Source organism: Bacillus sp. JAS24-2, assembly GCF_008274905.1.
GTDB lineage: Bacteria > Bacillota > Bacilli > Bacillales > Bacillaceae_G > Bacillus_A > Bacillus_A cereus.
On record NZ_CP031069.1, the window covers coordinates 426,051 to 439,722 of the forward strand.

Sequence of the window (13,672 nt, forward strand, 5' to 3'; positions counted from 1 at the left end):
TGCAAAAATCAATTTGAGTTCCCTTGTTTTTTGAAGGAAAACCATTCAAAATTCAACTGGATTGGGATCATAAAAAAAACAAGAAAACCTAGTTACTATAAAAAGAACATAGATGAAACAATGCTGACCTACAGATATTAGTCCTATCTAATATTTATAGGTCTTTTAATTTTAAGTCTTGACGTTAGGATTGTGTTTGGATGATTGTCCATATACATACTGTTAAAACTAAATTGGTTATTAAGTCGAAGAACAGGCACTTATTTATGTGCCTGTTCTTTTTCGTCTTATTCTACATTAAAAGTTATATAGTAAACTCACTTATTTTTCTTCATCACAAAATCTTTTGGTTTTCCTTTTAGTTTGTAATACTTCATATTAAGACGAATAGTTACTACAGAGATTACAATAAACCCTATTACATATAACATTGTTCCTTTCTCCATTTCTTATTGTTTTGCGAACTTATTTTGCGCATATTTTACATGTTTCTTTTCAATATCCTTATCCGTAATATTCGCTCGCAATATTGTTTGATAGATATGCTGAATCTCGTCATTTGTAAGTTGCAGGTCTGTATAGGATTCGATGCATTTCTTTAGATCGTTATAATATAGGACATGTTTATGTTTAGAATGAACATTTACTCTTTTTAGACTGCATTTTGAATGAAACGCAGCAATAGAAGTACATGGCAGCTGTTGATCCATCACCCATTCAATTGCTTTCATATGTTTAAAGTTTTGGCGAAATGGATTTTGAAAAGAGTGTTTCTTTCTAAAAATACCTTGTGTCCATCTTGCTGCCTTCTCACTTCCATAGATCCGGCCCTCATAGTTCTTCGTCTCTATAACAAATATACCTGTTTCCGCGATTACAATATGGTCAATTTGAGTTGTATCACCATACTCTGTATAAACCGTCACATCATGTAACACCCAATACCTTTCGTGATCTAATTTGCTTAATATACGTTTTACCATCTTTTCTCCGGCTTTCCCTTTCCATTTTGGTGCATGTTTTTTTACCATAATATTAATCGGTATTAGAAGCACAATTAGAATTAATTCAAATATTAGTACTTTCATAATATAAGCCTTCCTTTCACACTCTTGTGTTTCTACGCATTAAACGATATACATGAGTTTCTAATCCTAAAATATAATATGAGATACATAAACCTTTTATCACCATCTCTATGAATCCTAATGCTAATGAAACAATGAGTCCGCCCCGAAATTGAAACGGTCTTGTCACCCTCCGATTCACTGGCTTTTCAATTACTCCAAAATTAGCCCAAGTTGGCAAACGCTTTTCTACATTCTTTATAGTGCCCATTAATCCGTATTTTAATGACAAAATGAAACATCCAATTAGTAAATATATAATAGAAGAAAAATAGATAGATAGGCCCATAGTGATAATTATGAGCAGCCAACCTATCAAGATAGAATTTCGTAAAGCGGCATATTCTTGATTTCTTTTCAAAACAAGCAATCCTTTCAAAATAAATTAAGTCATTTTTAAACACGAGAAATACTTTTCTAAGTAAAATATTATTTTAGTTTCTATCTTCCTCGTCTGTTTTGTAGGCATACCAGCTCTACTACAAGGAGTGTTCATTCTACAAAAGGAAATCCTTTACAACAAAAAACAATTAAAAATCGAACGAATTATCCCCTATATCAGAGGAGATATTTGCAGAATACGAAAGGAAAAATCAGATGGGTAGATAAAAGGTACTGAATGAACATTCAGTACCTTTTGCATCTATATATGTTTCTTTACATATTCGCAAATAACCATGGAGCCAGTACGGCTAACATACATAGTAAACAAGATCCCGTTATAACGCGATTAGACCAACGATAATACTCAGGTTGTTTTGTACTCTCATGAATTCTTCGTAAACGAATTCCTGCAATTAACATAAAGGGTGTAAAAATAAGTGCTGTTGATTTAAACAGGTCTAAAAAATCTGTAAAAATGTTCATAAACGAAAATACATCCGAACTAAATAAGAAATATACACTTAATCTCATTGCCATCATACTAACGAACGAGAAAATCATACTCCCCGTTGCCCATTTCATCCATTGACCATTCTTTGTAATTAACGCCATAACCATGACAATAACACCTAATATGAAAGAGATAGAAAAGATATTTACCCCTACTTTAAAAGCTGGTGCATACATACCCTCAACTTTTTGTATAATTGATGACCCAAATGAATCGTCTTTCTCTGTCGTTTTTGTTCGATTGTTTAATCCTTCTTTAAAAGATGAAGAAACATCATTTCCTTTCAATTCATTAAAATCCACTTTTACAGATGCATGAGCTGTATGTAAAGGTATGAGTACTAGAATCATAAAAACAAATATACATAAAACTCCAATCATCCCTTTTTCTCGCTTCACAACACATCACCCGCTAATTTTGGCTTTATGCTCTTTAATTTGATTTCATTTCCTTCTGCAACATAACGGAGATCTGCGGAATAATAGATATTGGCTTTTGTATATGCCCCCATAATCGCATTTGCAATTTCTTCTTTTTCTACTGCTACATATGTTTCATTTTCATTATAAAACTCTATTTCAATTCGATTAATATTATTATTTAATACTGTTATATGTAACTCCTTTAAGCTATTCAAACGATTTCCTAAACCGCACACTAGCTTAAATACCTTACTCGCAAGTGTAGGTGGCTTAACATACGTCGTATTAAAATGAATCGTTTCATCATCTATAACACCATCTTCCTCAACTGCGCACGTCATAATGAAAGAATGATTTTGTTTTTCAATTTCTTGCTGATTTAACTTGCGGTCAATAACATATTTCAGACTTGTTGAAAGATTTTCTATATACTCATCCAGTTCGGTATTTGAAATTTTAACCTCTGAGAATTCTGGGAAAATCATGTAAGCGTGCATATTAGAACTACTTTTACTTACACGTAATACCTGTACCTGTTTCTTTTCATAGCGCACCGTTTGTTCCAATTTTTTTACTACATTGTTGCTTATATGATCTATTATCATATTTCATCAGCCTCCAGTAATTTTAATAAAATAATTTTTACAATCTCATGTATATAAAGCATTGCAATATTTTGCTGAGGTCTCGAAACTCATATTTTATGACTAATAATCACTTTAATCTTAAAACATCTTAATATTACAATGACGTACAATGTTTCATTATAGTCGAATATTCTTATATGGTGAATCGTTCTGTTTCACTCATTTTTATAAAAATAAAATGACATTTTATCCTTATAAAAATGAGTGAGAACATACTATATTTCATGCTATTTATCTAAGAAAATTCAACTGAGAAATGGATGTTAGATAATCCTGAGTTATCTATTATTTCATTCAACTAATGTATAGAAATTGGGTAGATTCACCTCAAATTTTACATACATTCATATATTTTCTAGTAATATTCCTCCTTCTGTATAAATCCGATAGTACTTCTTATTAGATATGTTTATAACTAATGTTAGTCCTTGTTCTTTTTCAGTCCACTTTAACGCTTTTATCTCTTCTGCTTCTAATTTTCACTATTTAACAAAAAGAACAATTTCTATTATTGGTGCAATCACAATTGTTCAAGTTCTAAAAATACCGTTCATGTTCTCACTTAGCATTTACTTCTCCATCCAAATTCTTTTAGACCGATGTAACAAATAAATTGTAAACACTGACAATGTAATTTCCTTTATAAGAGTAGTAATACGCTCTTACTCTCCACTAATCAGTCTGCATTCTCTTGGTCAGCAAGCAACAAGACGTTTCACCAATACATTTCCCCTCTCGATTATGCAAATGAATCGTACTTCAACTAGCCCTTTATGATTTTTTTACTTTTTCTTCTATTCATTGAAATTAAATGAAATTTTTCCGCTAAATCATTTTTATATGTATAATCATTCATTCTAAATCTCTAGTTGCAATAAAAAAGGAAGATCCAAGTATTCCTATCACTTAGTTCTTCCTTTTCCCCTGTATAAACTACCTTCACATGATTAAAATCGTAGTTCTTCAATCGTACTCTCCGCTAACTTATCTATATCAGTAAATATATCATTCGGCTCTTTAGATTACTCTTTGGATCAACTAATACTATTCAAACATTATCTCTTTTCATCTTGTTATGTTATGAATCATAAATAACCCCACCTGCAAACTTGAAAACAACAAAAAAAGGCTTCTTCAAGTCGATTAAAAATGTGCATAGCAAAACAAGCTATATGTGCACTAATCGGCTCAAAGAAGCCCTTTCACAATTGAAACAAGAACAAAACTTGCTTCTACAACTCAACCACAACACATAAGGTGTGGGAATAAACAAAATTAAACGCAATAATAATATACCTATATATTATACAATTTAGATTTTCATATCAAGATTTTTTTAATATAAATGCACTCTACTCTTAAGAGCTACCTTAAGAATTCTTATACTACACCACTATATCAGAAAATTTCTAATTGAAGACACTCAATTTCTTAAATTACATGTAGGCTTATGCCTACCAAGATTCATCTCTCCGCTAAAATAGGTTTTTTACCCCTTCACATTTTAAAGAAGAAATCCTATGTTAAAAAAGGATAAATAAAAACATGCTATTAATTACAATCTATAGCTAAGAATACAAAATCATATTGTAGTTAAGATTTAAAAATAAATTTAGGAGAAAATTATGCAAATTCGTTGTGGAACATTTAACTTATATCAATTTTCCAAACCACCCATGGCATGGTATAAGCCTGGTTCAGTTTATTCAAGCGAAGCATGGGAAAGTAAGAAGAAATGGATAAAAGACCAACTTTTAAATATGAACTGTGATGTTATAGGTTTTCAAGAAGTATTTAGTGTCGATGCTCTAAGAGAATTAATTAAAGCGGCTGGATTTACTTATTTCTCAACAGTTGAGATGCTAACTACAGATCCAGCAAATAATACAGTATATACCTCTCCTGTAGTTGCAATTGGTTCAAAATACCCTATTACTTCTGTAGATCCAGTAATAGTCGCACCTTTCACTAGAGACGATCTCCCTATAACACATGATTTTAAATTTAGTCGAACACCAATCAAAGCAAAAATAAATATTCAAGATATTGGAGACATTATTTTTTATGTGGCTCACTTAAAATCTAAGCGTCCCGTAATTAAAACTCCCGATTTTATACCTAACGAAGCGTGGGATAAAATTGTATTGGACACACTAAGAAGCAGATCCCAAGGACATATAGCCTCCTTATTACAGAGAGGTTTAGAAACAACAATTTTATATTATGACGTAACAAACGTATTACAAACGCATAACCGTAGTCCAATTGTAATACTAGGTGACTTAAATGATGATGAACATTCAATTCCTTTAGAAGCGTTAACAAATAGAGAACGAGTGTATGAAATAAATGGAATACCCTATAATAAGCTTACATCACAAGAAAAACAAAGTATATATAGTTACACAATTTATGATGCTTTTGATATAGCACCTAACCCTACTGGACAAAAAAGGATTCCAACATATTATTATAATAAACTTGGTAATGTTTTAGACTATATCCTTGTATCTAATGCTTTTAATGAAAGAAACCCTTATAAAAACAGACTTTTGTACGTTTAAGATTCAATTGTGAAGAGGTATGTTGTTTCTTGGAAAAGCAAGTAACAATATCTGCTAGTTATTTTCATATAGATTGAAATGCAAGACTGTTTCCTTCTATTAACTATACCCTATTTTCATTCTTTTTTAATTTAGTCATTTAGGATAAGCAAGAATTAACTGTTGATTAGATCCAAACTCATTTATCTTTTTCCACATAGCCAGAAAATAATTTAATATTATATACCTGCAAGAGCTGCAATGAAAGAGTAACCGGAACAAAAAATCCCACTCAACAAGATTTCGGATATCGCAAAGCTGGATTCGGTTTAGTTGATACTTCAAAAGCTGGGATTGTGTCATAAAAGTAAATAACACCACGTCAAAATGAAATTTTTCAAGCTTCCATACTAACTTTATTTTATACTTTGATTGTTTGGTTCATCATATGTTTGGAAGAATTCTTTCCCTGCCTGTTTGCCAGATTGTTATTAATTTCTCTTTTAAATCCTGAACTGAGTAGCTGTAATTGCTCCTGCAGACATATCTCCAAATCTTTCAATGCTTGATAATATATTTTTACAGTTTCTAAATATTCTAAAGCTCCTACATATCCAATACCTTTGATTCCCCCCCCCTCAAAAACTAAATTTTCAAAAGGATAATTCATTTATATACCTCCTGAAAGATTTTCAAATAATTACGTAATGCCGATAAATATAATCGCTTTATTACAAAAATAAGTTAACTATTACTAAAATGTTTTACGGCTATATAGACACCTATAAACCAAATTTGTATATTCATATTTTTATACGTTCAACTTTGAATCTCTCTTCACTTATTTTTATTAAATACGCATCTGGTGAAGCTATTTCCCATGTTTTATCAAAGTCAAATTGCTTATCAAAATAATGTAATAAGAGTAAAGTGGTAATTCTGTGTGTTACTAAAATATAATTATTTTTATTATTTTCATTTATTATGTCCTTTATCACTTGATGCGTTCGTTCCATAACTTGCTGAATCGATTCTCCACCTTCAAATTTTGAATTTACACATTCAAATCGTTTCTTTAGTTCTTCCTTCAAATTTTCTTTACTACTTCCAATATTAATTTCATTTAATCTCGAATCTTTACAAAAACCCAAATTTAAATGTTTATCAAAAATTTCTGCTGTTTCCACAGCCCTTTTATATTCACTAGACATTATTTTGCATGTTTTTATATCTTCTGTTTGCAGAAGATATACTACCATATTTTCTACTTTTTCCCTTCCCTCCAATGTTAATGAACAATCGAAATCATTATCTTCCGCTTTACCATGGTGAATAATATAAATCTTTTTTTCATGCATTATTCTTTCCTCCAATTTATATTGATAGGGCATATCAACATATATACTCACCCTTTTTTAATTTTTATATTCATATGTGACTTAACAAAGTCAATTTTTAATTTAGATTTTCTAATAGTAAACACTTATACTTTCCATCACTGTATTAATTTTTATCCTAATCTATTTTTCGAGAAATGTATAACTGATTATTCAAACAGGTATATTCCTTTATTTTCAGGAGATACTGGGGGCTGAATCTTAAATAAAAAGGAGTGTTTTATATGTGTCAAAATCACAAGGGAGTTAAATGTAGTTTTATTCCCCATCTATCCTAGCCCATATGGCAAGAGCTGGCGTAGACGAATCACAAATGAGCATTAAAGAGAGTAAAGACAGTCGTACAAAAAGAAAACAAAAAACGATTCATGTAACAGAATTAGAAGCAGGTTTTACTGATAATACAACTGTAGCATTACAATCAGCGCATCTAGACGTGAAATATATGATTGCCAAAATAAATGGGTACAACGAATAAAATTAGTTCGCTCTGAAGGAGAATCTGATACTCAAGATGACATAGTTAATAAAGTATATGAGTACTCTGGTATTGTACGCGATTATTTTAAAAACGTTTTAAATCAAGATTCCATTGATAATCGGGGCTTAGATTTAATTTTAAATGTACACTATGGTACTAACTTTCTAAACGCCTTTTAGGATGGGATGAAATGACTTTTGGTGATGGGGATGGTAACCTCTTTATTAATTTTGCTAATTCTAAAGATGTAATTGGTCATGAATTAGCACATGGAGTAACACAATACACTGCAAATCTAGAATATTCTTGTCAATCTGGTGCTTGAAATGAACATTTCTCTGATGTTTTTGGCACCGCTATTAAACAACATTCAAATGGTCAAACAGCTCACGACGCAGATTGGTTAATAGGTAATGATATTATGGGCCCTAGTTTATTTGGTGAGGCATTACGATCTATGAAAGCACCTGGAACAGCATTTGATAACCCATTAATGGTAACAGATCCACAACCGGATCATATGAAAAACTATTATGACGGATGTTCTGATAATAATAGGGTTCATATTAATAGTGGTATCTTTAATAGAGTTTTCTATTTGGTTTCTATGGACATTGGCACTGATAAGGCTGCAAAGCTATGGTACCAGGCATTACAGAATCTATGGCCAACTGCCAACTTTAAAGATGCTGTAAAAGTATTGGTCAGAATCGCTCAAATACTTACGAAAAATGGAGATGTTCCTTTTGGTACTACACAAACAGTGCGTTCTGCATTTAGAGAAATAGGTCTATAGAGAGTGTAATACGAAAAATAGAAGATTATATTTTTGAACTATCCACAAAAAGAACATAATTGGCTGGAAGCAAATGTTTTCGATCCGACAATGACTTGTTTGCCATACCATTTTGCTTTGTATTCTAACATAGATCGAAATTACGACCATGTTACTTCACTAGTTGCTTTTGCTAACTTATGATTCTTTAACATATACGACACTTGTAATGTATAACATGATTAGGGCACCATTCTTATTAGAATGATGCCCTTTATCTCGTCAATGTTTTCCCTTTTTAAATAACAGCTTACGCTGCACTCTGCTAAAATAACCCTATCAACTTAATACTAAGATGATAGGGCTTAACAAATTTCAATATATTGTTTAATTCATTAACTTCTTTATTGCATACTAGTTTCCATTTGGAAGTTTTTTCTCTTACAGGAAAGTAATACATTTCTCATCAACATAGCTAACATTACTGGACCTACACCACCCGCTACTGGTGATACCCATTTCGCTACCTTTTGTACGCTCTCTACATCCACACCACCCTTTAAAATAGGTAATTTTTTACCTGGATGAACGATACTTTCTTTTATTCCTACTTGAACAGGGTTAAAATCTATTACACATGCTCCTGGTTTTACCCAATCCTCTTTAACAAAATCTACTTGCTCTGTTGATACAATTAATAAATCTGCTTCTTTACAATGTTCTTTTATATTTTCTGTTTTTGTATTAATAATTTTTATAGGTGCTTCAGAAGGTAGAATAGTAACCGCCCCTATTCTTGCAACCATATTTGCAATAGGGTTTGATGAAAGAAAAGTCCAATCCATCAAAATTACAACATTAGCTTTCTCTAAACTAATTCCGTAATAACTTAACACTTCTAACACAGCATGTGGCACACACATAGGCACATTTATCTCCGAATTACTAGTAGGAAATAATCCCGAAGCATTATAAGGATGCAATCCTTCAATTTCTTTGTTAGGACTGATTGAGTTAATCACATTTACTACATTAATATGATCCGGTAAGGGAATTAAAACAATAATACCATGGATACTGTCATCATAATTATATTTTTCAATTACTTTTATAAGCTCCTCTTCTGTAATACTACATGGTAAAACATCTTCTTTTACCATGTAACCTAATTTTTTTGCCAAATTTACATGCAAACTAAAATTAGTATCTGTTAATAATTCTCCACCATTAACTTTGATAATTGCTATACCTGGAATAATATTATTTCTTTGAAGTTCTAGCACTTCTGTTTGTAATTTTTGTAATATAGGTAACTGTACTTCTTTTCCTTGGATAATTGTTGCTGACATATTTCATTCTCCCTTTAATTTTTATTTTAAAATAATGCACTAATTCCTTTAGCTGTTAATAAAGATAAAACAATAATCGGATACATAAGAATCCAGCTAATTATAAAAAATAATAACCCCTTTTTTAATTGAAGACCTTCTCTAATTTTTAATAAACTAATCATCCAAATGGAATATGGTAGTATTAATAAGACTGATGTCACGACACCTGGCATATATTTCAAAAATATAATGCTTGAAATAGTGTGCATAATCCCATTTGCAAAGATAATTGCCAATGCTAACATTATTAATCGTTCTAATAATCTGGTTTTATAAAAATAATACAGAATCACGATTATTGTTACAAAAACAGTTAATAATACAATGGCAATTAAAAAAACATTGGGTTCATAGAATCCTTTTCCTACCTTATTATCTAAAACTTCTCTCATCAAAGGTAAGAATAAATATTCTTCCATATTATGTAACGCGAAAATAATAGGAAGTATCCAAACAAACTTGTAGATCGTTTTATATACCATATATCCTCTCTCCTTTAAATGGTATATTGTAATTGTAAAAATTGTTGAAAATGTAACGCAAGTTCTCTACAATTCTCTTTATTTCCAAACATAGTATAATGATCCCCTGGAACCTCTTGCATTGTACATCTACCCTTAATATATTTATTCCATTGCTCTTTTTCGATATATTTAATTTTTAATAAATCTAATACAACAGGGTTTTCAGTTTGTAGAGCTTTAAACATTATAATATCTCCCTTAAAAACTCCTTTCGGATGATATTGTTTTAGCATTGAATGATTATATGTCCAGATCGAATAAAAGTGAATTAATTCATTTTCATTAATAGTAGATGGAAGCTTATTATCACTTTTCATTTTCCTAATAGTTTCTTGTAAGCTATTTGAAGCATATTTTTCATTTTCTTTTAATTGCAAAGCATTTGTTTGATTAAAATACATATCCACTATATAAGGAAATGCTTCAATGTATTGTATATCACTTAATGGTGATTGATTATATGCATGAGGTGGATGGCTATCAAACATAACAATGCTTTCTACCTTTTCTCCAGCCTGTTCCAACTGTAATGCCATCTCTAATGCAACATTTCCACCAAAAGAATAACCGCCAATTGTATATGGTCCATATGCTTGAACTTTTTTAATCTCTTTTATATATAATCCTGCAAGTTCCTCTAAAGATAACTCTTTTTCTTCTAAGGATTTGTATGGGAATTGGATCCCATATATTGATATCTCCTCATCTAAATATTGAGCTAGATCACGATAACAGAACACCGTTCCACCTGCTGGATGTACAAGAAAAATATTTTTATCTGTAACTCCTTTCTTTACTCTGGTAATAATTTTTGATGAAGGTTCAAGTAATGACTTAGTTTTATCCAGTTGTTTTTTTATAAAACTAGCAAGTTGGTCTATAGTTGCGTATTCGATAAAATCATCAATTGAAATTTCAATATTAAAAACATCTCTAATTTCAGACACAATTTCAACAGCTGTTAAAGAATCTCCACCTATTTCATAATAATCATCATCATAGGCTATAGAATCCTCTTCTAAATTCTTAACCCAAATATTAGATATATTTTGTCTAATTGTCTCGATATCCTCATTATTCAATTTATTATCTTTAATATTTGTTTCTAAAGTTGCACGCTGTTTAGTCGATTCTACCCAGAAAATTTTTCTGTCAAATGGATAAGTTGGAAGAGAAATTCTGCCCGCTTCTTTCTTTTCAAATAAAATTTTCCAATTTACTGTAAAACCATAAGACCAACACTCACCTATTAATCTCAATAAAGAATTATAATTCTCCTCATTAGTATGTTTTACTTTTCTCCCTTTATAAATGGTAGATAAAGTATCAAAATTTATTATAAATGCATTTTCATTGATTACCTCAGTGTATTCCAAGTTGTTTTTAAAGATCTCGCTCCAAAAGTCAATATTTTGTGACATCTCATTTAACTCTAATCCATTAGAAGATATTATTGAAATAGCAGGTTTAGAATACTTAATATCATTTACATCTATTTTCTCATTTAATAAAATTTTTCTTAACATTTTAAGAGCGTCCTTTATGACAAATGCTCCTGAAATACACGCAGCTACATAATCTTGCACTCTGTTATGACAATATATAGAATCGGGATTGATGCCTATTTTTTTCATAAATTGCGTATATCCATACATATTTGCAAAATCACTTAAAACCTTTTTTTGTTCACTACTAAGTGAATCATCATTCCATTCATTTATATTCAATATTTGATTGGAATTAATTACAATCCCAAATACCTCTGAAATCTCTGACGAAATAGTATCTAATAAAGTTTTAAAATACGGAATATTATTGTACATCTCTTTATAAAACTCTTTTGTTTGAAAATCAGATAGATTCCATAAGCAATTTAATTTATCTACTTTCTCCCCTTCACAATTCCCTGAAGAATCCAAAAGTTTTTCCATAATCTCAGATTTTGTTTTTCCGACAACAAAGCTTCTATATGCAAATTCCTCTCTTCCTAATGCTAATGTATATGCGGTATCCGACAGGGAAACATTAGCATTCTCACCAAGAAAATCATATAAATTTTCTCTCATTTGTTTTACTACTTTAGGACTTCTACCCGATAAAATTAAAATCTGATTTTCTAATTTCCCACTTATTTTTGAGCGCTTTGGTGCCTTCGATAAAATCGCATGACCGTTTGTTCCACCTAAGCCAAAAGCGCTTACCCCCGCATAATTTAATCCACTATTTTTTAAATCTTGCATAGATGTATTTACATAAAAAGGTGAATCCTTAAAGTTAATTTGTTTATTTTCTTTAGAAAAGTTTAAACTTTTTGGAAGAACGTCATTTTTAAGGCATAGTGCTGTTTTTATAACACCAGCTACACCCGCTGCTGCATCTAGATGACCTATGTTAGTTTTTAAAGACCCTATTGCACAATATTGCTTCTTGTCTGTATCTTGAAATGCTTGACTTAGGGCCCTTATTTCAATAGGATCACCTAAATGAGTGCCTGTCCCATGTGTTTCTACATACTGTATTTCACTTGGTGAAATACCTGTAAGAGAAATTGCCTCATCAATTACTTTTGCTTGGCCTTGTACACTTGGTGCAGTAAATCCAATTTTATTAGAACCATCATTATTTACAGCTGTACTTTTAATGACTGCATAAATGGAATCTTTATCTTCTAACGCTTCTTCTAATCGTTTTAAAGCAATTACTCCACATCCATTACCTTTAACAGTACCTGAAGCGCTATCATCAAAGGCCCGACAGTGTCCATCTTTAGATAAAATACCACCCTCTTTATACAAATAACCTGTTGTCTGCGGAACTGTAATACTTACTCCTCCTGCAAGAGCAATATCACACTCTTGATTAATCAGACTTTGACACGCTAAATGTATCGCAACTAATGAGCTTGAACATGCTGTTTGAACGGTCATACTAGGGCCACGAAGATTTAGTTTGTAAGATGCCCTAGTACATAGATAATCTTTATCATTAGCAATAAGTAATGGATAGTTAATCCCATCTTTAAAGATGTCCTCATTATTTAAAAGGTTCGACAATAAATAAGAGCTCATACTCGTGCTTCCATATAAACCAATTAGTCCATCAAATTTATTTGGAATATATCCAGAATCTTCTAAAGCTTCCCATACACATTCTAAAAAAAGACGATGTTGCGGATCAGTAATTTTTGCTTCATAGGGATTAAAACCAAAAAATTCATTATCAAATCCTTTAATATTATCCAAAACTGCTCCAAATTTTTTATATGATGGATTTTTTAGCAAATCCTTAGAAACTCCTGCTCTCTCTATTTCGTCATCATTTAATAAACGAATAGATTCTTTTCCGTCTTTAATATTATTAAAGAATTGTTCTATTGTATTAGCATCCGGAAACCTACCAGAAACTCCTACAATTGCTATATCAGTGATCTCTACTAAATTTTCATCCGTGTACATTTCTGAAACTCCTCC

Annotated in this window: 14 protein-coding genes and 2 pseudogenes; 6 read left to right on the top strand and 10 right to left on the bottom strand. The window is 31.0% G+C overall.

Annotation, left to right across the window (positions count from 1 at the left end; translation table 11 throughout):
* Positions 1-449 precede the first annotated feature (449 nt).
* Positions 450-1,088 (bottom strand): nuclease-related domain-containing protein, encoded by a 639-nt coding sequence (locus DN407_RS29090; protein ID WP_131250480.1) that lies wholly within the window; start codon positions 1,086-1,088, stop codon positions 450-452.
* A gap of 16 nt (positions 1,089-1,104) precedes the next feature.
* Positions 1,105-1,488 carry a hypothetical protein gene (locus DN407_RS29095; RefSeq protein WP_098664749.1) on the bottom strand — a complete coding sequence of 128 codons (384 nt, stop codon included), beginning with the start codon at positions 1,486-1,488 and terminating at the stop codon, positions 1,105-1,107.
* Positions 1,489-1,531: 43 nt separating this feature from the next.
* On the opposite strand from DN407_RS29095, the pseudogene DN407_RS32440 reads away from it, so the two are divergent.
* A pseudogene (locus tag DN407_RS32440) lies at positions 1,532-1,736 on the top strand (hypothetical protein); the annotation flags it as partial.
* Between the two features lie 48 nt (positions 1,737-1,784).
* Here the strand turns inward: DN407_RS32440 and DN407_RS29105 are convergent.
* Together DN407_RS29105 and DN407_RS29110 are read right to left on the bottom strand one after the other, a co-directional pair.
* Positions 1,785-2,420, bottom strand: a complete 636-nt coding sequence (locus DN407_RS29105) for a hypothetical protein (protein ID WP_149216988.1) — start codon at positions 2,418-2,420, stop codon at positions 1,785-1,787.
* Positions 2,417-3,049, bottom strand: a complete 633-nt coding sequence (locus tag DN407_RS29110) for a hypothetical protein (protein WP_000582596.1) — start codon at positions 3,047-3,049, stop codon at positions 2,417-2,419. The genes DN407_RS29105 and DN407_RS29110 overlap by 4 nt, the downstream gene beginning before the upstream one ends.
* 1,667 nt (positions 3,050-4,716) lie before the next feature.
* Between DN407_RS29110 and DN407_RS29115 the strand changes: the two genes are divergently transcribed.
* Positions 4,717-5,655 carry an endonuclease/exonuclease/phosphatase family protein gene (locus tag DN407_RS29115; RefSeq protein ID WP_255446529.1) on the top strand — a complete coding sequence of 313 codons (939 nt, stop codon included), beginning with the start codon at positions 4,717-4,719 and terminating at the stop codon, positions 5,653-5,655.
* Positions 5,656-6,055: 400 nt separating this feature from the next.
* Here DN407_RS29115 and DN407_RS31850 read toward each other — a convergent pair whose 3' ends face one another.
* Both DN407_RS31850 and DN407_RS29125 read right to left on the bottom strand, forming a co-directional pair.
* Entirely contained in the window at positions 6,056-6,304 is a 249-nt protein-coding gene (locus DN407_RS31850; protein WP_179955826.1) for a hypothetical protein, read from the bottom strand.
* 133 nt (positions 6,305-6,437) lie between these two features.
* The gene (locus DN407_RS29125) at positions 6,438-6,992 is read right to left on the bottom strand and encodes a histidine phosphatase family protein (protein ID WP_149216989.1); all 555 of its coding nucleotides are present in this window, start codon (positions 6,990-6,992) and stop codon (positions 6,438-6,440) included.
* Between the two features lie 352 nt (positions 6,993-7,344).
* On the opposite strand from DN407_RS29125, the gene DN407_RS33010 reads away from it, so the two are divergent.
* From DN407_RS33010 to DN407_RS33025, 4 genes are read left to right on the top strand one after another with little or no spacing between them, the layout of a single operon-like run.
* Positions 7,345-7,509, top strand: a complete 165-nt coding sequence (locus tag DN407_RS33010) for a hypothetical protein (protein ID WP_255446530.1) — start codon at positions 7,345-7,347, stop codon at positions 7,507-7,509.
* Positions 7,506-7,691: a gluzincin family metallopeptidase gene (locus tag DN407_RS33015; RefSeq protein WP_255446549.1), complete on the top strand. Its 186-nt coding sequence runs from the start codon at positions 7,506-7,508 to the stop codon at positions 7,689-7,691. Before DN407_RS33010 ends, DN407_RS33015 begins: the two co-directional genes overlap by 4 nt.
* Before the next feature lie 11 nt (positions 7,692-7,702).
* Positions 7,703-7,837 carry a hypothetical protein gene (locus tag DN407_RS33020; protein ID WP_255446531.1) on the top strand — a complete coding sequence of 45 codons (135 nt, stop codon included), beginning with the start codon at positions 7,703-7,705 and terminating at the stop codon, positions 7,835-7,837.
* A gap of 33 nt (positions 7,838-7,870) precedes the next feature.
* The gene (locus DN407_RS33025) at positions 7,871-8,308 is read left to right on the top strand and encodes a M4 family metallopeptidase (protein WP_255446550.1); all 438 of its coding nucleotides are present in this window, start codon (positions 7,871-7,873) and stop codon (positions 8,306-8,308) included.
* Between the two features lie 41 nt (positions 8,309-8,349).
* On the opposite strand, the pseudogene DN407_RS29135 reads toward DN407_RS33025, so the two are convergent.
* From DN407_RS29135 to DN407_RS29150, 4 genes and pseudogenes are all read right to left on the bottom strand, one after another.
* Positions 8,350-8,517: pseudogene (locus DN407_RS29135) on the bottom strand (zinc ribbon domain-containing protein); the annotation flags it as partial.
* A 174-nt stretch (positions 8,518-8,691) separates the two neighbouring features.
* Entirely contained in the window at positions 8,692-9,636 is a 945-nt protein-coding gene (locus DN407_RS29140) for a tetrahydrofolate dehydrogenase/cyclohydrolase catalytic domain-containing protein (protein ID WP_149216990.1), read from the bottom strand.
* 26 nt (positions 9,637-9,662) lie between these two features.
* On the bottom strand, positions 9,663-10,160 hold the full coding sequence (locus DN407_RS29145; protein WP_149216991.1) for an HXXEE domain-containing protein: 498 nt from the start codon (positions 10,158-10,160) through the stop codon (positions 9,663-9,665).
* A gap of 14 nt (positions 10,161-10,174) precedes the next feature.
* Positions 10,175-13,657, bottom strand: a complete 3,483-nt coding sequence (locus DN407_RS29150) for a type I polyketide synthase (protein ID WP_149216992.1) — start codon at positions 13,655-13,657, stop codon at positions 10,175-10,177.
* Between the last annotated feature and the right edge of the window lie 15 nt (positions 13,658-13,672).

Bases quoted from the DNA above. Each gene is read 5' to 3' on its own strand.
- DN407_RS29090 (WP_131250480.1), bottom strand. From the start codon at position 1,088: ATGAAAGTACTAATATTTGAATTAATTCTAATTGTGCTTCTAATACCG.
- DN407_RS29110 (WP_000582596.1), bottom strand. From the start codon at position 3,049: ATGATAATAGATCATATAAGCAACAATGTAGTAAAAAAATTGGAACAA.
- DN407_RS29115 (WP_255446529.1), top strand. From the start codon at position 4,717: ATGCAAATTCGTTGTGGAACATTTAACTTATATCAATTTTCCAAACCA.
- DN407_RS31850 (WP_179955826.1), bottom strand. From the start codon at position 6,304: ATGAATTATCCTTTTGAAAATTTAGTTTTTGAGGGGGGGGGAATCAAA.
- DN407_RS29125 (WP_149216989.1), bottom strand. From the start codon at position 6,992: ATGCATGAAAAAAAGATTTATATTATTCACCATGGTAAAGCGGAAGAT.
- DN407_RS33010 (WP_255446530.1), top strand. From the start codon at position 7,345: ATGAGCATTAAAGAGAGTAAAGACAGTCGTACAAAAAGAAAACAAAAA.
- DN407_RS33020 (WP_255446531.1), top strand. From the start codon at position 7,703: ATGACTTTTGGTGATGGGGATGGTAACCTCTTTATTAATTTTGCTAAT.
- DN407_RS29140 (WP_149216990.1), bottom strand. From the start codon at position 9,636: ATGTCAGCAACAATTATCCAAGGAAAAGAAGTACAGTTACCTATATTA.
- DN407_RS29145 (WP_149216991.1), bottom strand. From the start codon at position 10,160: ATGGTATATAAAACGATCTACAAGTTTGTTTGGATACTTCCTATTATT.
- DN407_RS29150 (WP_149216992.1), bottom strand. From the start codon at position 13,657: ATGTACACGGATGAAAATTTAGTAGAGATCACTGATATAGCAATTGTA.